Origin of the sequence: Pseudomonas sp. MF6747 (assembly GCF_963890955.1) — a bacterium.
Taxonomy (GTDB): domain Bacteria; phylum Pseudomonadota; class Gammaproteobacteria; order Pseudomonadales; family Pseudomonadaceae; genus Aquipseudomonas.
In genome coordinates, this window is the sequence record NZ_CAWPSZ010000014.1 from 26268 (window position 1) to 48868 (window position 22601).

12 protein-coding genes are annotated in these 22601 nt (G+C 58.9%); 7 read left to right on the top strand and 5 right to left on the bottom strand.

Translation table 11 applies throughout. From position 1 onward, the window contains the following. Nucleotides 1–73: 73 nt before the first annotated feature. The 4 genes from AACW30_RS15500 to AACW30_RS15515 all read left to right on the top strand — a co-directional run bounded on the left by AACW30_RS15500 (nt 74) and on the right by AACW30_RS15515 (nt 9242). The gene (locus AACW30_RS15500; protein ID WP_119740345.1) at nt 74–1132 is read left to right on the top strand and encodes a tetratricopeptide repeat protein; all 1059 of its coding nucleotides are present in this window, start codon (nt 74–76) and stop codon (nt 1130–1132) included. 143 nt (nt 1133–1275) lie between these two features. Next, entirely contained in the window at nt 1276–2778 is a 1503-nt protein-coding gene (locus AACW30_RS15505) for an ATPase domain-containing protein (protein ID WP_200625234.1), read from the top strand. 44 nt (nt 2779–2822) lie between these two features. After that, complete coding sequence (locus AACW30_RS15510; protein ID WP_234452712.1) at nt 2823–4445, top strand: ATP-binding protein; 1623 nt, start codon at nt 2823–2825, stop codon at nt 4443–4445. Nucleotides 4446–4583: 138 nt separating this feature from the next. After that, nucleotides 4584–9242: a hypothetical protein gene (locus tag AACW30_RS15515; RefSeq protein WP_200625236.1), complete on the top strand. Its 4659-nt coding sequence runs from the start codon at nt 4584–4586 to the stop codon at nt 9240–9242. A gap of 52 nt (nt 9243–9294) precedes the next feature. On the opposite strand, the gene AACW30_RS15520 is transcribed toward AACW30_RS15515, so the two are convergent. The 5 genes from AACW30_RS15520 to AACW30_RS15540 form a co-directional block, all read right to left on the bottom strand. Then, entirely contained in the window at nt 9295–9672 is a 378-nt protein-coding gene (locus AACW30_RS15520; protein WP_003217591.1) for a response regulator, read from the bottom strand. 78 nt (nt 9673–9750) lie between these two features. Further along, the gene (locus tag AACW30_RS15525) at nt 9751–10944 is read right to left on the bottom strand and encodes a hybrid sensor histidine kinase/response regulator (protein ID WP_106579185.1); all 1194 of its coding nucleotides are present in this window, start codon (nt 10942–10944) and stop codon (nt 9751–9753) included. Next, complete coding sequence (locus tag AACW30_RS15530; RefSeq protein WP_106579184.1) at nt 10938–11537, bottom strand: chemotaxis protein CheB; 600 nt, start codon at nt 11535–11537, stop codon at nt 10938–10940. Before AACW30_RS15530 ends, AACW30_RS15525 begins: the two co-directional genes overlap by 7 nt. Next, nucleotides 11534–12364: a CheR family methyltransferase gene (locus tag AACW30_RS15535; protein ID WP_200625237.1), complete on the bottom strand. Its 831-nt coding sequence runs from the start codon at nt 12362–12364 to the stop codon at nt 11534–11536. Before AACW30_RS15535 ends, AACW30_RS15530 begins: the two co-directional genes overlap by 4 nt. After that, nucleotides 12365–15862: a response regulator gene (locus tag AACW30_RS15540; protein ID WP_200625238.1), complete on the bottom strand. Its 3498-nt coding sequence runs from the start codon at nt 15860–15862 to the stop codon at nt 12365–12367. 276 nt (nt 15863–16138) lie between these two features. Between AACW30_RS15540 and AACW30_RS15545 the strand changes: the two genes are divergently transcribed. The 3 genes from AACW30_RS15545 (at nt 16139) to AACW30_RS15555 (ending at nt 22575) form a co-directional block, all read left to right on the top strand. Beyond that, entirely contained in the window at nt 16139–20266 is a 4128-nt protein-coding gene (locus AACW30_RS15545; RefSeq protein WP_200625239.1) for a hypothetical protein, read from the top strand. A gap of 215 nt (nt 20267–20481) precedes the next feature. After that, a complete protein-coding gene (locus AACW30_RS15550) occupies nt 20482–20847 on the top strand; it encodes a response regulator (RefSeq protein ID WP_169366736.1) in 366 nt (121 codons plus the stop codon). A 327-nt stretch (nt 20848–21174) separates the two neighbouring features. Continuing rightward, nucleotides 21175–22575, top strand: coding sequence for a DUF1254 domain-containing protein (locus tag AACW30_RS15555; RefSeq protein ID WP_200625240.1), 1401 nt, complete (start codon nt 21175–21177; stop codon nt 22573–22575). Nucleotides 22576–22601 lie beyond the last annotated feature (26 nt).

The window sequence follows — 22601 nt, forward strand, 5'->3', positions numbered from 1 at the left end:
GGTTTGACACTCGCCGTGGTCTGACCGAAGCTGATGGCTTTGCACTAGCTGCCACCAGCTTTTGGACGCCTGCATGTCAAAGTCACGCCGTTACTCCATCATCGGCCTGTGCGCCCTGTTGTTGATTGTGTTGCTCACCTGGTTTTTCTCCCGCCCTACCCCGGTGGCCGTGCCGCCGGCGATTGCCCATGGTTACGCCAAAGCCTTGAAGCAGGCGCATAACGGCGAACCCGGCGCCGCGCGCGTGCTGTACCAACAGCTCGGCCGGCCGGACCTGTCGCCTGAACGTCGCGCTGCCTTGCACGCCGAGTTGCCCAACTACCCAAGCCCGCAGGCGCTGAAGCTCGCCGACAAAGACCTGGCCAATGATTCGCCAGTGGTGCGTGAGGCGGCGATCCACAGCATTGTCGGCCTGGTACCCAGCGGCCAACGCGTCTTGTTGCTGGGGCCGGTGCTCGACGATTCCGAACAGGCGGTGCGCTTTGCTGCTGCCAATGCCTTGCTCGGCCTGTCGCCGGACACCCTGGGGCTGTACTTCGGGCCGTTGCAGCAAGTGCTCGATGAGTTCGTGAAGACTCTCAAAAGTGAGCCGGAAACGGCCGAAAGCTGGATTCAACTGGCGCGCCTCTACATCCATAGTGCGCTGCTGCCAGACGCCCAAAATGCCCTCGAACAGGCCATGCGCTTGCAACCGGACAACCTGCAGGCGGTGGTCGCGCAAATCGAACTGCTGGACAAACAAGGCAAGACCGATGAGTCGCGGCAACTGCTGGCACGTCAGTTGGCGGCTCACCCCGACTCGGCTTACCTGCAGCATGCGCTGGGCATGTGGCTGTTGCACCATGGCGAGCGCCCGTACGCCCTGCTCGGCCTGTCCAAAGCGGTAGAGCTTGAACCGGACAATCAGGATTACCGTTACGACCTCGCCACGACCCTGCACGCCCAGGAAGAGTTGGAAGCCGCCCAGCGTCAGCTGGAAGACATCATTCAGCGCCATCCGGCCAACCGCAAGGCGCGGGTGTTGCTGGTCAATTACTGGAAAGAAAGCGGCCAGCTGCAAAACGTGCAGGTATTGCTGGCGCAACTTGAGCAACAGAACCCGGATGACCCGGCGTTGCAGCAAGGCCTGTAGGGCATTGCAAAAAGTTGTAATCCATACCCAGGCTTGTACAATTTTCGCGAAACGTTGAACCGCCACGGGCCTCCACGGTCAAGTGAATATGGCGCGCCCGAGGCGGCGCGCTCCTCTATTTGTACGTGACCTGAGGGCACTTCTTGTCTACATCCAACGAGCTGTTCAGTGAAAAGGCGGCCACCGGCATCGAAGGTCTTGATGACATTCTTTCCGGGGGGTTATCGCGCAGCCACCTGTTCCTGCTGGAAGGCGAACCCGGTACGGGCAAAACCACCATTGCGCTGCATTTTTTGCAGGCCGGTGCGAAAAACGGTGAACGTTCGCTGTACATCACCCTCTCCGAAACCGAGCGCGAATTGCGCCAGGGCGCCAAGTCCCATGGCTGGGACCTGGATGACAATATCCACATCTTCGAGCTGACCCCGCCAGAGAGCCTGCTCGACGCCAACCATCAGCAAAGCCTGCTGTACTCCTCCGACCTGGAGCTGGGCGAAGCCACACGGCAGATTTTTGAAGTGGTGGAGCGGGTCAAACCGACCCGCGTGGTCATCGACAGCCTTTCGGAGATCCGTCTGCTCGCGCAAAGCTCACTGCGTTATCGCCGGCAGATCCTGGCAATCAAGCATTACTTCGTGCGCTACGACGCCACCGTGCTGCTGCTGGATGACCTGACCACCGAATCGCTGGATAAAACCGTACACAGCGTGGCCCACGGCGTGATTCGCCTGGAAGAACTGACGCCCAACTACGGCGCCGAACGCCGCCGGGTGCGGGTGGTGAAATACCGTGGGCAAAAATACCGCGGCGGCTTTCATGACTTCACCATCATGGGCGACGGCGTGCATGTGTTCCCCCGGCTGGTCGCCGCCGAGCATCGCGGCGGGTATGTCCGCCAGACCCTGAGCAGCGGCATTGTCGAACTGGACAGGCTGATGGGCGGCGGCGTCGAAACCGGCTCCAGCAGCTTGATTCTTGGCCCTGCGGGCACCGGTAAATCCCTGATTTCCATGATCTTCGCCGCAGCGGCTGTGGCCCGTGGCGAGAAAGCTGCGCTGTTTATCTTCGACGAAGAACTGGGTTTGTTGTTCGAACGCATGAAAAACATGGGCATCGACCTCGCTGCCCTGCAGGACACCGGCAACCTGCTGATTGAACAGGTGGACGCGGCCGAGTTGTCGCCCGGCGAGTTCTCGCACCGAGTGCGCCGTTGTGTTGACGAGCGCGGGATCAAAACCGTGGTCATCGACAGCATCAACGGCTATCAGGCGGCGATGCCGGAAGAAAACGCACTGATCCTGCACATGCATGAGCTGTTGCTGTACCTCAATCGCCGGGGAGCTGCCACGTTCATGACCGTCGCCCAGCACGGGCTGGTCGGTGACATGCAAGCCCCTGTCGACATTACGTACCTGGCCGATACCGTGATTTTGCTGCGTTACTTCGAAGCACTGGGCAAGGTACGCCGGGCCATCTCGATCATCAAGAAGCGCACCGGTTCGCATGAGTCGACCATTCGCGAGTACCGCATTGGCAGCCGTGGCATGACGGTGGGCGAGCCGCTCGACAACTTCCAGGGCGTGCTGCGCGGCATCCCGACTTTCAACGGCAGCGGCTCACCCTTGCTCAAGGAAGAGGGATCGTGATCGGCGTTTCTCCTGCCTCCGAGCGCGCAATTATCCTCGCGCCGATGGGCCGCGACGGCTCATTGGCGCTGATGATGCTGAACGAAGCTGGCTACAGCGGCATTGTTGCCAGCAACCTGGCCGACCTGTGCGAATTGCTCGAAGACGGCGCCGGCTTATTGGTAATTGCGGCGGAGGCGTTGCGCGGGGTTGACCTGGAGCCGTTGCTGGAGCATCTGCATCAGCAGCCGGCGTGGTCGGACTTGCCTATTGTGCTGATGACCCATCACGGCGGCAGCGAGCAGAATGGTTCGTCGCACTTGAGCGGGCTGCTGGGCAACGTGACCTTCCTCGAACGCCCCTTCCACCCCATCACCTTGATCAGCCTGGTGAGCGCAGCCCTGCGTGGCCGGCGCCGGCAATATGACGCCCGCGACCGCTTGATTGACTTGAGTGAAAGCGAGCTGCGCCTGCAACGCACCATGGAAACCCTCGAGCAGCAAGTCGAGGAGCGCACGGCGCAACTGCGCAGCAATGAAGAAGCCTTGCGCCAATCGCAGAAAATGGAAGCCGTAGGTCAGTTGACCGGCGGCATCGCGCATGACTTCAACAACATGCTCACCGGGATTATCGGCAGCCTGGAGCTGCTGCGACGGCGCATTGCGCGCGGCAAGCTCGATGACCTGGACGGCCTTATCGACCTGGGCGTGACCTCGGCCAACCGCGCGGCCGGCCTGACCCATCGCCTGTTGGCGTTTTCCCGTCGCCAATCGCTGGATTCCAAGCCTGTGGAGATCAACCAACTGGTGACCTCCATGGGTGAGCTGCTGCAACGCAGCATCAATGAAAGCATTGGCCTCGACATGCGCCTCGACAGTCAGCTCTGGACCGCCGAAGCTGATCCCAATCAGCTCGAAAGCGCCCTGCTCAACTTGGTGATCAACGCGCGGGACGCCATGCCGGGCGGCGGCAAGTTAGTGGTTGAAACCACCAACCGCCACCTGGACAACGTGTTCACTGCGGCCTACGGCACCTTGAAGCCCGGCGACTATGTCGAGCTGAGCGTCAGCGACACCGGCTGCGGCATTCCAGAACACCTGATGGGCCGCGTGTTCGATCCATTTTTTACCACCAAGCCGATTGGCCAGGGCACCGGCCTCGGCTTATCGATGATCTACGGCTTTGCCCGCCAGTCCCATGGCCACGTCACCCTCCACAGCGAAGTGGGCAAAGGCACCACGGTGAGCCTGTTCCTGCCGCGTTTTGTCGGTGAACTGCAGGCGCCAGAACACGTCAATCCCGCTTTGGCGCCCTATGCCAATGCGGGTGAAACGGTATTGATCGTCGAGGATGACCCGGCAGTACGCGTGTTGGTCAGCGCCGTGCTCAACGAGTTGGGCTATGCCTTCGTCGAGGCCGCTGATGCGGACACGGCGCTGCCGATCATCGAATCCGACCAGCGTATCGACTTGCTCATCAGCGACGTGGGCCTGCCGGGTATGAACGGCCGGCAAATGGCGGAAATTGGTCGGCAGATTCGCCCTCAGCTCAAGGTCCTGTTCATCACCGGTTATGCCGAACACGCGGCGGTGCGCGGCGGCTTCCTCGATCCTGGGATGCAGTTGATCACCAAGCCATTCACCTTTGATTTGTTGACGGCGAAGGTGCGGGAAATGATTCAGGCGTGAGGTAGTTGCTGCACGTTACCGCAATATCTGGTGGCTGACAGGCTGGAACCGGCGTTGAGGGATCGGACACGAAGTTTCAAATCGCGACGCATGAAAGGTGCCCGTCGTTAAACTGAAACTTACCTCACGAGTCCCATCATGATCGCTGCCCGCAACCTTATTCCACTGCATCAATGGCCGCTGAATGCTGCACCTGAGCCCCCCACAATACGCCGGCCACGCCTGGCGGATCGGGACGGCAACCCCGCGGGCCCGGACGCGGCTGAGCGTGCGCAAGTCGACGGCGACAGTGAGCTGGCCGGTTATCTGGCACAAACGCTGCGCGCTGCGGCTAATAGCGGACGACTGGGCGACATCGACACCATTGCGCCCGCCTCTGCCTTCGGCCAATGGTGGTCACACCTGCACGATTTGATGAAGAGCCCGTACTTTGTCAGTTGGGCAAAGCATCAGCAGATCGATCTGTCAAAGCCCATTGAGATCAATCCCCGAGACAACCTCATCAGCGCCTTCGTCGGCGGTCAGCGCAAACCCTTTTCAGGCTTTGAGCATGGCCACCTCTGGACCTCGATGATGGCGCCCATCATGCAAGCGGCAAAAGCCCTGACTTCAAGCGCTGGTTATATTCTGAGCCCCTCCAGCCGCACATCGGCACCCTACCGGGCGGTCGCGGACTTTTATGGCGAAGCCATCACGGGGCAAACGCGGGAATCCGCTGAAGCCCGTGCAGTGCAGCTAGAGGCCGCTAAAGGCTTCGGCCTTTCCCGCCCCCGGCCAGACCGCGCTGCCGAGGTGCTGCAACACGAACGGGCCAAGCTGGCCAGTGCTCATGATCACAGCAACGTGGCCTTGAAACTGATCGCGGTCATTCAGCAGATCGACGATTTGTCCGAACAGTGGCTAGACCGCACCACCAAAGATCCCCTCGACAGCTTGTACCTCTCGCCCTCGTTTGTACAAAGCCGGATTGAGCAACTTATTCGCGACAAAATGGGCAACACCCGCATCACGTTGCAGGCCGATTCGCCCCACAGGCTGTTGCAAGCGGACCCTACCGTCAGCCTGGACAAATACCTCAGTGACAATGGCTGGGACAGGCCCCGCAGCCGCGACGAGCTGTTAAATCTGGGACGGTTACTGACAACGCCAGCCCTTTCGCAGCTTCCCGACGGCAATTTCGGCGGAGCCTTGTCCTGGCCAACCCCATTGAGTGCTGACGATCGTTACAACCTGAGAAATTCCCTGCGTCAGAACACGCTGGGACTCAAGGGTCTGCAAAATTATCACGAGGCCACCGGTGCACTCGGTTACCTGACGCGCAATCAGCGTTTTGCGCCGTCCGAACTGCACGACCCGCGGCGGTTTATTCAACGCCTGCTCGCTACGCCTGAGGCCCAGGCGCTGGGGCTGGCGCTGCAGGAAAAATTCAATGGCGTCTCGACCCCGCAGAGCCTTAACGATTGGACGTTGGCAGCCCTTGGCGCGACCCTGGATGAAGCCGCAAACACCTCGGCGCCAGCCAGAACCGGCGTTGCCGGTTTTGATAGGGCCCGCCATCAACATTGGGGTCAGCATCCTTCAAGGGTGGTCGCGGGGCTGGTGACGCATTTGGTTTCCTCGGGCCGTGTCAGCGCCGAATTGGCACCCGTTGCGGCCCACCTGTTGCTGTCACGCCAAGCCCCCGCTTTTTTGGTCAACGACATTCCCGCCAAGGTGACGTGTGACTCACACACGTGGGTCACCTTCAGCACGGCGGTAGCGCGCCTCGAGAGCCAGGCGCCCGGCTCAACGGCGCATATGACCTTCGCACAGGTCATGCAACGAGCCGATCTGGCACCTGTCACCGACCAGGACCGGCAGGTAGAAGGCATGGCGCAGCGCGATGCGCTCAAAGATTGGGGGGTTGCCCAAGGCTTGCTCCCGCTGAACACGCTGGATGACTACACCGACGAGCAGATGAACCGCGTCTTTGGCGCCTACAGCGCGCGGATTTCAGCATTGGGCCAAGCCTCGAAAGCCTACTCGACCCCAATGCCCGAGCGCCGGGCGATGGCGCTGGAGGAACTCAAGCGTGTGTATGGTGACCTGCCCTTCGAGAAAAAATGCATCACCCCATTTGATCAGAGCCGCGACTTCCCCGGGCCGTACTCGGTGCTGGACCTTTACCTGCACGGGCGACTCAAGGCAACGGCATGGACGTCATCGTCCGGTGACGTCGACACACGCACGCTCGCGGGCCATGCAAACAAACTTTCCGACATCAATGCTGTGTTTAACACTGAACTTCAGCGGTACTTCCACGCGGCAGAACAGGCGACGAGCACGCAAATCAAACACCTGATCGCCACACTGCCCCTGGAAGATCGAAAAGCCATTGAGTATGGGAAAGTGACCCTGCTGACCGAGCACAGCATCTCTCATACCGCCTTCAACCAGAACCGTGTTGAAACCAAGGTACCCGATAGCCTGCTGCTGAAAACAGAGCTCGACGGCGTCGTCACTGTTTATCAAGTCAATTTAAGAGACAGCAACATCCGCCAGCGCGAAGAGCTCAAAGACCACCCGATCGGGCGCCAGACTGATGAAGCGGATAAGTGGCGCTACGCGAAAATGCTGCTGGAGGTTAAACCTTCCGGCCGTTACTCAGCACGCATTGCTGAAAAAAAACCGCGAGCGGGCACACCCGACAGCTTTGCCAGCGAACGGTCCCGCTACATTGCCGACGCCTTGGTCGAAGACCTGAACATCCGGGCGCTGCAGAGTGAGGCGCGGGGTGTGACGACGTTTGATACCGAGGAGCCATTCTACAAAAGAGCCCGCGAATTCATGCTCAACCTGATTCCCCTTCGCTCGGCAATCCAGAACTTTCGAGCCGGCGCCGTGGGCGACGGCATCGTTGACTTGGCGTTCGACGCCTTCGGGTTTGTCGTCGGCGTAGGCTTCGCAGCCAAAGGCGCCAAGGCACTGCAAGCAGGTACCAGCGCGGCGGCCAGGCTGGCCCAGGGCGTGAAGATCGTGGGGCGTGCTGCGCTGAGCGCACTCAACCCGCTGGATGGCGTGGGCAGCCTGATTTCCCGTGCCGCGGGTGGGGTGCAAAAAGGCGGTCTGTATGCCTACAACACGCTGCGCGGCAGCGCCGAGAGTTACAGCCTGATCAAGGCGAGTCGACATTTTGATGCCAGCGCAGTGGGCACCTTCAGGCTGGGCGACGCCATCGCTGAAGGGCCGGCAGTGCTTCAACGTGGCAAGTGGTTTGCCTTCGACACGCTAAGTGGCCAGCCGTATGGCAAGGCTCTGGAGGACTTCCACCCCTCGATCAGAGCCAGCGGCGAATTACACGAGGCTCAGCAGACCGCCGGTGAAAGCGCCTGGACCGCCTGGGTTGAACACCACCAACACGGTGCAAACAGTGTGCAGTTCAACCATGGCTATACCCAGGTCGACCCGTTGACGATCAGCGGCTATCGCGCCGGAATGAAATCCGCTGAAGTGATGGCGCTGGCGCGCGCTCCAGGCCGCACACCGGCCGAGGTCGGCGCCTTGGTACGCCAGCGCGAGCGTTTAGCGGTGCAGCACAGCTTCAGCGGGGTCAATGCGTTTTACCAGCACATCAGCGGGGGCGGCGGCACGTTCACGCCCGTTCCCCAACTGTTCTATCTCAGCCAGACCACCCCGCTCAGCAAAGGCCAATGCGCAGCAATGTCGCGCGTCATGGCGACGGCCATGGAGCAAGGCAAGCACACCCGTTTCGCCGCCAACTTATTCAGCGCAGCGGCCAACCCCACCGCCGCCGAGTCCAGGCAGTTCGTGGCGAACCTGACGCACATTCAAAAGCAACTGGATACACCCACGCAGTTTCATGCCGGTGCGCCCGTTCGCAAAATGGGCTACGCCCAACTGATGGATGACATTGCTGACGCCAGCGGCCCCAAGACCATGATGATCGGCACCGCCGACCACGCCATGATGATCGGCACGCAGGGCGAAGGCGTCGCCAAGCGGTTTTTTTATTACGACCCCAACTACGGCCTCGCCGAGTTTACGAGCGCTGCCGCCATGAAGAAGAGCCTGGGCAAGCTGTTTACCGACAAACACCTGCCGTTGCCCTACAAAACCGCGGGCGGCAACCCCACCAGGCTGGAGTTCAACGTCAGTACTCACAGTGACGCATGGAAGAAAACCAACCATATTGCCGACGCACATGTTCAGTCGCTGTTCGACGACGCCCTGGGCGCGAAGCCTTCGGTCGCTGATGCGGCTGTGCAGCCACCGCTCATAGCCAACAGCGCCAGTAAGCCCGGCGTGCAAAATGTTGAAGTGTTCGTGGCCGAGGCGAAAACCCTCGATGACCCCACAAGCATCCTCAGCACCCATGGACTCGGTGACTGCTCGGCACTGGTGGTGCTGACCGATCTGCAAAACGGGGTGTACCACAAACGCACCTTGGTGCACTTGAACGGCAGCAATCTGGAGGCGCCTGTGGGGGCTGAGCACAATGCCTTTGCCCTGCTCCAGCAGCTGGACAGCGCATTGGAGAATGGCGGCAAGGTGATTTTTGTCGGCGGCACCGCAACACGCTCATCGCTGATGGTCGGCAGGGTAATAGGCCAAGTCGATAGCAACGGTAACAAACCGTTGTTATCGATCCTGCAAAAGAAAGACGTGTCCGTGACCTACGCCAGCTCCGTCGGGGTAGAAGTCTATCCCGATGGCAATTTCAAGCTGCGTGATGATGAGGGGGCGGGCGTCTTCGACCGCTCAAAGATCAACGAAATTCTGGACTGGGCGCGCGACTAAGCCGGTGAATGCTGCCAGGGACGGTGATACGCGTCCCTGGCACAGACCGTACTCAAGCCAACAATCGCTGGATATGCTCCTGCAGCGTATCCAGATCAAACGGCTTGGCCAGGATCGGCGCGTTGCGCGTGATCGGGCTGTTGCAGTCGAGGATTTCCTGCGGATAACCGCTGATAAAGATCACCTTCAATTCCGGTCGCAACTTGATCGCCGGTTCAGCAATCTGTACCCCGGAAATTCCGCCCGGCAGGCGGTAGTCCGTGACCATCAGGTCCAGGTGCGGCTTGGTCGCGAGGATTTCGAAGGCTTGCTCCCCATCAATCGCCTTCAGTACTCGATACCCCAGCCCGGCCAGGTATTCACCCAGCACGAACATAATCGATTCGTCGTCCTCGACGATCAGAACAACATCTTGTGCATCTTCACTCATGGGAAGCCTTTGTCCGGTCAATTGCTGCAGTTACGACCATCGGGTCACGCAGAGGTTGCGTCGAGCTGACGATAGATTTCACGCCGGCGTCTCAAGGGGCAGGCACACCCGAAACAAGGCGCCCTCGCCTATCTGGCTTTCTACCTCGATGGTGCCACCGTGGGCCGCCACGATCTGCTCGGAAATAAACAGCCCCAGGCCCAGGCCAGCCGCAACATGGCTGGCGGAAACGCGCTCGAACTGCTGAAAAATTCGCTTCTGGTTGTCTGCGCTGATGCCGATCCCGTGATCGCGCACTTCAACCCTTGCCTCACTATGCTCGGTATACACCCGTACTTCCACCGGGCTTTTGGCCCCGTAGCGCAGCGCATTGGTCAGCAGGTTGGAAATCACCTGCTCGATGCGGAACTCATCCCAGTTGCCTTCTACCGGCCCCTGGACCTCCAGGTGCATCGACGACTCGGCGGCGGCCACTTGCGGCGCGAAGTTTTCCACCAGGTTGTGCACCAACTGGGTCAGGTCAAACCGCGCCGGGCGAATCGACAGCTTGCCGGTGCGGATGCGTGACACATCGAGCATGTCCTCGATCAGCCGAATCAGGCTTTTGATCTGCCGCTCATCGCGATCGACCATGGCGTGCATTTTGTCCAGGGTGAACGCGGCGGCGTTGTCCCGGGCCAGGTGCATTTTGCGCAGTTGAGTCTCCAGGATCAGCCCGTTGAGCGGCGTACGCACCTCATGGGCGACGATCGACATGAAATCGTCACGCATGCGCACTGCCTGCTCCAGCTCGGCCTGGGTGGCCTGCAGGCGGGTCAGCAAGAGTTCCTGCTCGCGGCGGCTGCGCTCCAGCGCTTCGACCTGCAGCTTCATCGCCTTGCTCTGGCGGTACAGGTCGACGAACACGTTGACCTTGCTCTTGACCGCATGGATGTCCAGCGGCTTGTGCAGGAAGTCGACGGCGCCGCTTTCATAGCCCTTGAAGGCATAGTTGAGTTCACGGCCGGCAGCGCTGACGAACACAATCGGGATGTTTTTGGTCTTTTCGGTGCCGCGCATCAGTTCGGCCAGCTCGAAACCATTCATGCCGGGCATCTGCACGTCGAGAATCGCCATGGCGAACTCGTGCTCCAGCAACAGTGACAAGGCCTCGTCGGCGCTCAATGCCTTGTAGACCTGGCGATCCTCGCGCTTGATCAGCGCTTCGAGGGCCAGCAGGTTTTCCGGCAGATCGTCGACGATCAGCAGTTTGGCCTGGACAGTACTTAACATGGGGAAGATTCCAGCAAAGCCAGCAACGAGCCAATTTGGCTCAGAGTCAGAATATAGTCAGGTGTTTGCAGGGCCAGGGCCGCCAGCGGCATCACGGCGATGCGTGCATCCTTGGGGTCTTGTACAACGGTGGTCCCGCCTGAGCGCTTGACGTGCGCCAGCCCGCGGGCACCGTCCTGGTTGGCGCCGGTCAACAAAATGGCCAGCAGACTTTTGCCGTAGGCATCGGCGGCTGACGCAAACAGATAGTCAATGGAGGGCCGCGAATGGTGTACGCGGTCTTCCTGGCTCAGGGACAGGCTGCGGTCATGCTCCACCGAGAGGTGATAACCGGGCCCGGCGAAATACAGGGTGCCCGCCTCGATCACTTCCTTGTCACGCGCTTCACGCACCGGGATTCGCAGGCGCCGGGCAAAGACCTCGGCCAACTGGCTGCGGCGTTCGTCCGGCAGGTGCAGCACCGCGATGATTGGCAAGCCAAAGCCCTGGGGCAATGCACCAAAAATAGTCAGCAACGCCTCGACGCCGCCAGCAGAAGCGCCGACGACGATGGCTTCAATCCCGACAATCGGGTTGGCTGCAACGTCGTTCATGATTTGCGGTAGATCCGTTCCTGCTTGACCAAGGGTTCGAACTGTTTGCTGTAGGCGGAAAAATCCAGGGTTTCCTTGCTGCCCAGCACCAGGAAGCCGCGATGACACAGCGACTCGTGGAACAATTCAAACGCTCGGTCTTGCAATTTTTTATTGAAATAAATCAGTACGTTACGGCACGAAATTAACTGAGTTTCTGAGAATACACTATCGGTCGCCAGGCTGTGGTCGGCGAAGGTCACATTCTCGCGCAGGGACTTGTCGAAGATCGCGTAATCGTAGGCCGCGGTGTAGTAGTCGGCGAATGAACGCTGTCCGCCGGCCTGCTGATAATTGGCGGTGTAGGCGCGTACGTTCTCCAGGGAAAAAATACCTTGCTTGGCTTTGTCCAGCGACGCCGGGTTGATGTCCGTGGCGTAAATGATCGTACGCTCCAGCAACCCTTCCTCGCGTAGCAGGATCGCCATGGAGTACACCTCCTCGCCCGTGCTGCAGCCGGCAATCCAGACCTTGATCGACGGGTAGGTTTTGAGCAGCGGCACCACTTCCCGACGGATCGCCAGGAAGTGCGACGGGTCGCGAAACATCTCGCTCACCGGGATCGTCAGGAACTGCAGCAACTGCATGAACGCGGACGGGTCGTGCAGCACGCGCTCCTGCAACGCCGAGATCGTGGCGCAATCGAACTGGCGCAAGGCATGGGCCACGCGTCGTTTGACCGACGCACCGGAATAGTCGCGAAAGTCGTAGCTGTACTTGAGGTAAATCGCCTCAATCAACAGGCGCAGCTCAATATCGCTGCTTTTATCCAAAAAACGTTGCTCCACTTAAATACGTTCCATCTTCGGTAGCCAGACGCGAATCAGCGAGAACAGGCGGTCCAGGTCAATCGGCTTGGCCAGGTAATCGTTGGAGCCCGCCGCGAGGCAGCGTTCCTGATCGTCCTTCATGGCCTTGGCCGTCACCGCAATGATCGGCAGCTTTTTCCAGCGCGGATCCTGGCGAATCAAGGCAGTTGCCTCGTAACCGTCCATCTCCGGCATCATCACGTCCATCAGCACCAGGTCGATGTCGTCAACTTCATTGAGTTTGTCGATGGCTTCACGGCCATTACGCCCGATCACCACCAGCGCACCTTTGTGCTCCAGGGCGCTGGTCAGGGCGAAGATATTACGCACATCGTCGTCCACCAACAGGATCTTGCGGCCCTCGAAGACCTTGTCGCGGCTGCGGGCGGTCTTGAGCATCTTCTGGCGATCATGGGACAGCTGGGATTCGACTTTGTGCAGAAAGAGTGTCACTTCATCCAATAGGCGCTCGGGTGAGCGCGCGCCCTTGATGATGATCGAGCGCGAATACTTGCGCAGCTCGGCTTCTTCATCACGGGTCAGGTTGCGCCCGGTGTAGACAATCACCGGCGGGAACGAGCAGATATCCTCGGTAGCCATGCGCTTGAGCAGCTCGTTGCCGAGCATGTCCGGCAGCTTGAGGTCGATGATCATGCAGTCGTAGACATGGGTGCGCAGCAGGTCCAGGGCGGCCTGGGCGTAGCCGACGTCGGTGATCTCAATGTCATCATCGCCGATCAGGCGGGCAATGCTGTCACGCTGCAAGTCATCGTCTTCCACCAGCAGCACGCGCTTGACCTTTTGTGTCAGCTTGGCCTCCAGGCGCGCAAACACATCCTTGAGCTCCTCGCGGGTGGTGGGCTTGACGGCATAACCGATTGCGCCCATGTGCATGGCGGCTTCGACGCGGTCTTCGACGGATATCACGTGCACCGGGATGTGGCGGGTGCTGGCGTGTTCTTTCAGACGTTGCAGCACGGTCAGCCCGGAATGGTCGGGCAGGCGCATGTCGAGCAGGATCGCGTCGGGAATGAACTCTTCGGCCAGGCTGTAGCCTTCGTCCGCACCGTGCGCCACCAGGCAGTTGTAGCCCAGCTCATGGGCCAGGTCGAACAGGATGCGCGCGAAATTCGGTTCGTCTTCCACCACCAGAATGCATCGGGTGGTGAACGGCGCTTTGTCACGGTCATCGGCAAACCGCGGGATCTGTTGAACGTCGGCCACCGGCAGGGGTGAGACCGCCACGGGCTTGGGCGCAGGGGCCGTTACGGCTTGGCGCGGCTGCTCGACAGGTGCGGCGCCCTCCTCGCGTTCGACGTACTGCTCTGGCAATACCAGCGTGAACACACTGCCTTTGCCCGGCTCACTGCTCACGCTGATATAACCGCCGAGCAATGTCGCCAGGTCACGAGAGATCGACAAGCCCAGCCCGGTGCCGCCGTAACGACGGTTGGTGGTGCCATCGGCCTGGCGGAACGCTTCGAAAATGCTTTCCTGCTGGTCCGGGGCAATGCCGATGCCGGAGTCGCGCACCGTAAAGGCAATGCCCTCGCCCGGCGCCCTGGACACCGACAGGCTGACTTCGCCCTGCTCGGTGAACTTGACCGCGTTGGACAGCAGGTTCTTGAGGATCTGCTCCAAACGCTGGCGGTCGGTAAACATCAGCGTCGGCGCATCGGCCTGAACCTCCACCTGGAAACCCAGCTTGCGATCGGCGGCCAGCGGCTCGAACATGCCACGCAGGCCGTCCACCAGGCGCACAACGCTGGAGTTTTCCGGGCGCACTTCGAGTTTGCCGGCTTCCACCTTGGAAATATCCAGAATGTCGTTGATCAGGTTGAGCAAGTCATTGCCTGCCGAATAGATCGACTCGGCAAACTTGACCTGCTCGGCGCTGAGGTTGTCCTGAGGGTTTTCCGCCAGCAGCTTGGCCAGGATCAATGAGCTGTTCAGCGGCGTGCGCAGCTCGTGGGACATGTTGGCCAGGAACTCTGACTTGTACTTGCTGGAGCGCTGCAGTTCGTCGGCGCGGTCTTCGAGTTGAAGCTGGGCCTGGTTGAGCTCGACGTTCTTGCGGTCCATGGCGTCGCGCTGCTCGGCCAGGGTCTGGGTCTGCTCGGCCAACTGTTCGTTGGTCTGCTCAAGTTCGGCCTGCTGGGTTTCCAGGTGAGCCTGGGATTCCTTGAGGATGCGCGACTGTTCTTCGAGTTCTTCGTTGGCGGTCTTGAGCTCTTCTTGCTGCACTTGCAGCTCTTCGTTGAGCTGCTGGGTTTCGGCCAGCACTTCCTGCAGGCGCTGGCGATAGCGCGCAGCTTCGATGGAGGTGCCGATATTGCCGGCAATCAGCTCCACCAGTTCGACGTCACGCTCGTCCAGTGGGCGCAGGAAACCCAGTTCGATCACGCCGTTGACACGGTCGTCGTCGCTGGTCGGCATCACCAGTACGCTGCGGGTAGCGCCTTCGCCCAAGCCGGAGCTGACCTTGAAGTAGTCCACCGGTACATCGTCCAGGCGAATCAGGCGATCGAGCTGGGCCGCCTGGCCGACAATGCCTTCGTCACTGTAGATCGCCTGCTCGCGTTGCTCCTGTTCGCGGGAGAAACCATACGTGGCCACACGCCTGAGACCGCCGTGTTCTTCACGCACATACAGCGCAGCGACCGCCGAGCCCATGTACTGGGCAAAGAACTGCAGGATGTTACGGCCCAGCATGTTCAGGCTGAGTTGCCCCAGCACTTGTTCGGCCAATTCGGTCTGGCCGTTACGCAGCCAGGCTTGCTGTTCCAGGCGACGCGCAATCTTCTGTTGCGACGCGAGGTTTGCGCTGTAACTGTCTGATAGAGCGATTAAATGCTTGCGACCCACATAGGCAAGAAAGCCGCTCAGACCGAGCACAAAGACCAGGTACAACGTAACGCTGACCACCGTCGTACGGGTAACGTCCTGGTTACGGGTCACACGGAACTGCTGCTCCATGCCCACCGCGTCCGCGTATTCCTGGCGAATCGCGTCGGTCAGGCTCTTGCCCCGGCCGGCCTTGACCGCTGCGCGGTAGTCACCGCTCTGGCGCTGCAGGTCAATCATCGATTGGGCGTATTTGTTCCATTCGGCCTGCATGGCCTCAAGACGCTTGAGGCGGTCCACCTGTTGCGGGTTATCCGCTACCAGCTCCTGCAAATTGTGCAAATCGCCAATGATGCGCGGCTTTGCCACTTCATACGGGTCCAGGAAATGCTCGTCGCCGGTGATCAGGAAGCCGCGCAGCCCGGTTTCCAGGTCCACCGTCAGCTTCGAAGACTCATTGAGGTTATTGATGACCCGGTCGGTGTGCTCTACCCACTGGATCACCGACAACAGGTAAGTGATCAGCACGACGAAAAACGCCGCGCTGAGCACGCCCACACCCAAAGGGAGGGCCACGTTACGGCTCAGGAGTTTACGAAAGCTCTTTTCATCGACAGACGACGCGGGAGTCATGGGCATGCCTTGGCCAGGTATGGAAAAGCTGGGAGTTTGCCCGAATATCGACGGCCAAGGCTATGTTTCTGCATTGATTTGAGGTGACTTCCTACGCTCTAAACGTGAATTTCCAAAGGATTCTGTCCGAATTCATCAATTCATTTACACAAATAAATACAGGTACGTGGCGCCGTGCTGGAACGAAATTTCCTCGTTTCAGCACTCAGGTGTGCGCCTCGGGAACACGGAAGATCTTTTGGGAAGGCGTCTTTTTAACCCAGCAAGGTAAACCAGATGACCAACACGAATGCAGTACAGCAAACCTTCAGGCTACAGTTGGCGCCGATGGCCAAAGCGCCTACACCGGCTGCACTGAACGCCGCGACCGGCGCCGCCAACGATGACGTAACGTTGCTCGCCGAATATATCGCTGCCCTGCAGAACAAGTTGAAAGGCGTCGATGAAAAGATCGAGGTGCCAAAAAACACGCTGCTGGGTCAGTGGTTAACCCTCTATCACGCCCAGCTTGAACGTCCGGTTGTACAGGAGTGGATGCGCCAGCAGCACATCGATCCTGCCACCGTCAGCATCGTTGCCAGCACCGGCGTGTTGCATGCCACGGTTGATGGCGTAGCCAGAAGATTTACCCTGAGCGATACCCCAGGCTGGAAGGCTATCGCCGAGCCAATACTGGCAGCGGCGCGCGTCATCACGCCCACGCCGGACACCCCGTTGCACCTGTCGTTCGAGAATGGCGTCCTGAAGGTGCCTCTGGCGGTTGTGGGCGATTTTTATGGCCAACCGCGCATCGACGGTGACGAGGTTCAGGTAGAACGCGAAATCCAGATATTGATCGCCACCAAGCGCTTGCGCCCTATCTCGGCAGGCGACCCGTTGCGACCTGCCGCGACCCGCTCTGTGCTGGCAATTGCAGATCAACGGTTAAGTGCTGAAACGTTCTATGCCGCCAAGCCCCAGGACGGTAGCGCCACAGGCACGGCGGTGCTGACCAAAACGGTAAAACACCTCATAGCAGACAAGGCAGATCTTTACGACTTGGCCGTCAAGCTCCGGTACGCAGCCACCCAGGGTGATGGTCAGCCTGCTACCGCTGCCCAGATCGCATACAGTTTGAACAATGAACGGTTAGTCCCTTTCGTCGGTTCAACATACGCCATGGCGCAAGGCCCGGCGCCCACATTGGCAGTAGCGCTGAACGACCTCGGCCTGGCACTTCCGCGCACCATGGAAGAGCTCACTGCGTTGGCGACCACGTTGGAGCAGCAGTCGCAATTGAGCCCTCTGGGCAATCTGGGTGGCGCACTTTCCTGGCCAATCCCGATGTCGCAAGCCGATCAACAAAAAATGTTGGATTTCCTCTACAGCGCCGAGCCCGGTGCGCCAGGCGGGGCATTGTCACCTGACAGCCAGGCGACGCTCGGTTACTTGATCAGAGGCAGTGCATTGACGGCAAGCGACCTGCAGGACCCAGAAAAGGCCCTGCAAAAACTGCTCGACACCCCCAGGGCCCAAGCGTTGGGTAAAACCCTGCAAACGCAGATGAACGGCGCTTCCTCGGACAGCAGTATCTACGACTATCTATTGACCGCGCTCAACCTTGGAATGGATCCAAAGTCCTATCTTTCGCATGAACGCAACGTAGTGGGCGAATTTGACCTGGCGGACCCGCAGCATTGGGGTCATTCACCCTCCTCGGTCATTGAAAGCCTTGGCCAGCATCTTGTCGCCACCCAAAAAGCCACGGTAGATACCGCCAAGCTCGCCACTCACCTGTTGTTAGGCCATACGGCCCCGCAGTTTCTGATTAAAGATATTCCCGGCAATCTGACCGTCGGCAGCCAGGCGTGGGCTTTCCTGTCGATTGCAGCGGCAACTATAGAAGCCGAGCGACCTGGCGCCGTGAGGCACATGACGTACGCCGAGGTCATGCTGGAGTACAACGCCTCCAAAGGCCGATCACCCGCTACCGAATACGCCCAAAGTACCGCGCTGGTTGATTGGGCTGTCGCCAACGGCGTCATTGCAAAAAATGCTGACGACACCTATACGCCCGCACAACTCGACAGCATAAAAAACAGCTTCAACCAACAACTGGAAGAGCGGCTCTCGGCTTCCAAAATGCTCTACGGAGCAATACCGACGCGAAAAGAAATTGCCCTGGCTGCATTAAAGGAACGCTTTGGGGATCTGGGCCCGGTATTTGAAAAGAAAGTATTGGGCACTGATAGCTATCGCGGCACCGAGGACCAAACCGGGTTGGTCGGCCGACATTCGATGTTGGATATCGCCATGATGGACATGCCGAATCCGCGTCCTTGGAGGTCAGACGACCCCAGCATCCCATTGGAGCAGCTCAATGCAGCCCCGATAGTGGGTGTACAGAAAGCCTTCGATCAGCAGTTCACCCAAGCGATCTGGGATAAAAAGACCGGCACTAACGCAACGGTCAGGCATATGATCGCGCAGCTTCCACTCGAAGACAGACAAAACTTTGAGTTTGGAAAAGTCACTGTCTTTGAAGAGAGTTCACATCGGCTGGGCATGGGCTTTTTACCGAATAACACGGAGCACCAAAAAGAACCAGGGCTGCTATTCCGAACCGAACTGAATGGTCAGTCTCAAGCCTACGAAATCAATTTAAATGAAAGCACGATCAAACAGATCAATCTGAGCCGGGCACAAACCAAGGTGTCGAGAGTAGCCAACCAGGTGCATGAGACCAAGGAAATCACGTTCAACCATCACGTGCATGACTTGGGTACAGAACGTGGCGTGCTGGCGTTACCTATGGATAGCTTTAACAGCATTCGATCCAACTTGATTGCCAGCGCATTTGTCGATCACCTCGAACTTGATGACCCCAGCATAAAAGAAGACGCCCGCGGGCAAACCACCCTGGATGCGTTACAAGGCGGCCCCAAACCACTTGACGATTTTTTGTTGAATCTGATCCCGTTCAGATCAGCCATTGTCAATTTCAATAGCGGCAACTACGGTGAAGCAGCCCAAGACCTCACCATGGATATATTCGGCTTTCTCACTGCCGGCGCTGCAGTCGCAGGCAAGCTGATCAAAATCGGCCGCTCAGCGCTCTCCATTGGCTCCAAGGTACTGAGCGGCACCCGCGTCATCGGCGCCGAAGCCATTTCCCTACTTAACCCTCTCAGTGGCTTGAATGAAATGGCGGCGCAGGGGGGCAAACTGCTGCTCAAAGGCGGGCGCTACGCACTGAACAAAAGTCTTGAAGCCGTTAACAAACTCAAAGGGGCTACCGGTAGCTATGACCTGCTTAAAGCCGCGAGTAAAAGTCAGGGCATAACAGCAACGGGCACCTACAAGTTTTTGGAGCAACGAGTGGACGTGGGCGCGACCCTACAGAACAATAAATGGTATGCCCTTGACCCCCTCAGCCAGAAACCCTTTGGGCAACCGCTGCTCGACTTCAAACCTGTCACTGTTGCTGGGAATGGTGAGATAAACCACAACTTCATTAACTGGTTGTCCACGTGGGTGGCGCCAACCCCCCGGACCCCTAATCTTGGCGAAGTGTTTAAGAAGGCCATAGATGACGTCAAGCTCAAGGATATCGCTGGTTACAACCGTGGCTACGCTAACCCAAGGGGCCAAACCATAGACGGCTACTACCCCACCATGAACGTGCTTGAACTTAAAGAGCTGGCCATCCTCCCCCGCCGAACCCCCGAAGAGACAGGGGCACTGGCCAAACTGATAGAAAATCTCCAGACCAAAAACAGTCTTGAGTACTCCAGGATGTTTAGCGAAGAAATTGCAAAGGCAGGCGGTAAAGCGATCGGCATGCCGCAAACCTTCTACCTGGCTTCAAACGACATTACTTCATCAGGAGAATGTGCTGCGTTGGCTAACACCATGGCGTTGGCTATTCAGCATGGTAAAGAGCGTGTACTGATCGATAACTTCTTCAAAGCCAGCTTAAATTCCATCGACCCCACCATTACTGGCTTCCGCCGACAACTGAACAGCATGCACCAAGCGCTTCGCGTGAACTTTCACGGCACCAATCCGGTTTCCCGGCAAGCGTACACCGACATTATTACTGACCTCAGTAATAGAACCACATCAACCACCCTCAAGATCAGCACCCAAAATCACGGGCTTCTGGCGGGCGTCATTGTCAATAACAACCAGAAAGAATGGTTTTTCTTTGATCCCAACTTCGGCCTGGCGAAGTTCCCGGACGAAGCTTCAATGCGCCGGGGGCTGGACGCTACCTTGAATAGCGGCTGGAGCGCCGGCACGCTTAAACCGGTTGCCATTAACCACGGCATTCCGGAGTACGACGTCAGCACCTTCAATGACTTAGACTTTCTGGCGACGGTTCCTTACAACAACCCGTACGCACTGTTCAATACCGCGCTCTGATCCACAGGTGACTCACTGGCGTGAATGGCACTTTTGGACGGTGCCATTCACGCAGCGCGTCATCCCCCTTGCCGCGGACTTGCACGCGACATTTGCGCCCATTCCCTTCACAATGCCTGCGCCAACGGAACTTGCCGAGATTGACGCGACTCATTAGAGAATGGTCTTTCAACCGCTAAAGACCTGCCCACTTCATTTTTTCGGGAATTTTGATTATGTCCGCCACCCCCTCCACCCTCCTTGTAGTCGAAGACGACGCCATCGTGCGCATGCTGATCGTCGATGTACTCGAAGAATTGGAGTTCACAGTGATAGAAGCGGCGGACGCTGAAGAAGCTTTGAAAGTGGTCGAAAACACCTCACAGGTGATCGACCTGATGATGACCGATGTTGGCCTGCCTGATATGGACGGTAAAGAACTGGCCGCCAAGGTGCGTGAGCTACGCCCTGCCCTGCCAATCCTGTTTGCCAGCGGCTATGCCGAAAGCATCGACGTGCCGGCCGGCATGCAAGTAATTGGCAAACCCTTCTCGATCGATCAATTGCGCGACAAAGTCAAATCCATGCTGCCCCACGCATAGTCCCTCATTTGCCGCAGGCCGCCGGATACGGGGGCATTCCCGACCTCAGCGTATTTCGCCATTCCCAATGGCGCTGCGCGCTCATTTGACTGAGCCGCTCGCGCGTCAGGGATTTGCTGCTAGCTTGAATCGATATCATCCGTGAATGCCCAAGCGCGTCATCGTCAACACCTGCGTCAAACCGCAACAGACAGGGGCGCGCCAAGGCGATGATTTACCTCAGTTGGCCTGGTTTGCAGGGATTAACGTGACGTTCGCGAAATAAAACTGGAAACTCGTCGCCTTCAACTCCCGTCAGTCAAAAGAACTCTGGAAGGACGCAACAACATGATTGGAAAACCGACGCGCCTGCTGTTGGCGAGCCTCTCGATATTCATGAGCACCGGTGCCTGGGCTGACTTCACGGCAACCCCCGCCGAAGCACGGGCGATTGCCAAGGAAGCCTACCTGTATGGCTACCCGGTCGTGGCGATGTACAAGACGCTCTACACCCAGGCCGTCGATAAAGGCGGGCCCAACTTCAAGGCGCCGTTCAACCATATCGGCAATACCGCGCAGGTGTTCACCCCCAAGGACACTGCGTTCGCCACACCGAATTCGGACACGCCCTACTCCTTCGTATGGATGGACCTGCGCAAAGAGCCGTTGGTGTTGACCCTGCCCAAGATCGAAGACAACCGTTACTACTCGGTGCAGCTGATCGACCTCTACACGCAGAACATCGCTTACCTGGGCACCCGCAGCACCGGCAACAACGGCGGCCACTACATGATCGCCGGCCCGGACTGGAAAGGTCAGCAGCCGGTTGACGTTGACCGCGTGGTGTACAGCGAAAGCAATATCGCCTACGCCCTGTACCGCACGCAGCTGTTTGATGAAAAGGACCTGAACAAGGTCAAGCAGATCCAGAACGGCTACAAAGTGCAGCCCCTGAGCAGCTACGTAAAACAGCCTGCGCCGGCCGCGGTGCCGAAAATTGACTGGCCCAAGCCGATGGCCACCATGACCGAAGGCCCGCAGCTGTTTCGTTACCTGAACTTCATGTTGGCCTTCGCCGCCCCTCAGGACAGCGAAAAGGACCTGCTGGCGCGCTTTGCCAAGATCGGCATCGCCCCGGGCGCGCCGTTCAAGGTCAAGGACTTGACCGCAGAGCAGCGCAAAGCCCTGGAAGACGGGATTGCCGACGGCCGAGCCGAATTCGCCGCGTTCAAGAAAGACAAAATCGACACCCACCAAGTGGCCAGCGGCGACCTGTTCGGCAGCCGCGACCGCCTGAAAAACAACTACCTGTACCGCTACGCCGGGGCGGACCTGGGAATTTTCGGCAACTCCCCCGATGAGGCCATTTACCTGAACTACTTCGTCGACAGCGAGGGTAAACCGGCCAACGGCGCACGGCACAGCTACACCGTGCACTTTGACAAGGATCAACTGCCGCCCGCTGAAGCGTTCTGGTCGCTGACCATGTACGACGCCAAGACCAAGCTGCTGGCGCCCAACCTCAAGAAGCGCTACCTGATCAATTCGCGGATGTTGCCCAACCTCAAACTGGATGCCGACGGCGGCCTGACCCTGGCATTGCAGCACCACGAGCCACCGAAGGCCGAACAGAGCAACTGGCTGCCGGCACCGCCCGGCCCGTTCTACGCAGTACTGCGCATCTACTTGCCCAAGCCTGAAGCAAGTAACGGCCAATGGAAGTTGCCACCGCTGACGCCGCTCAAATAATCCTCGGCTAACAGCCGCGTGCCCGT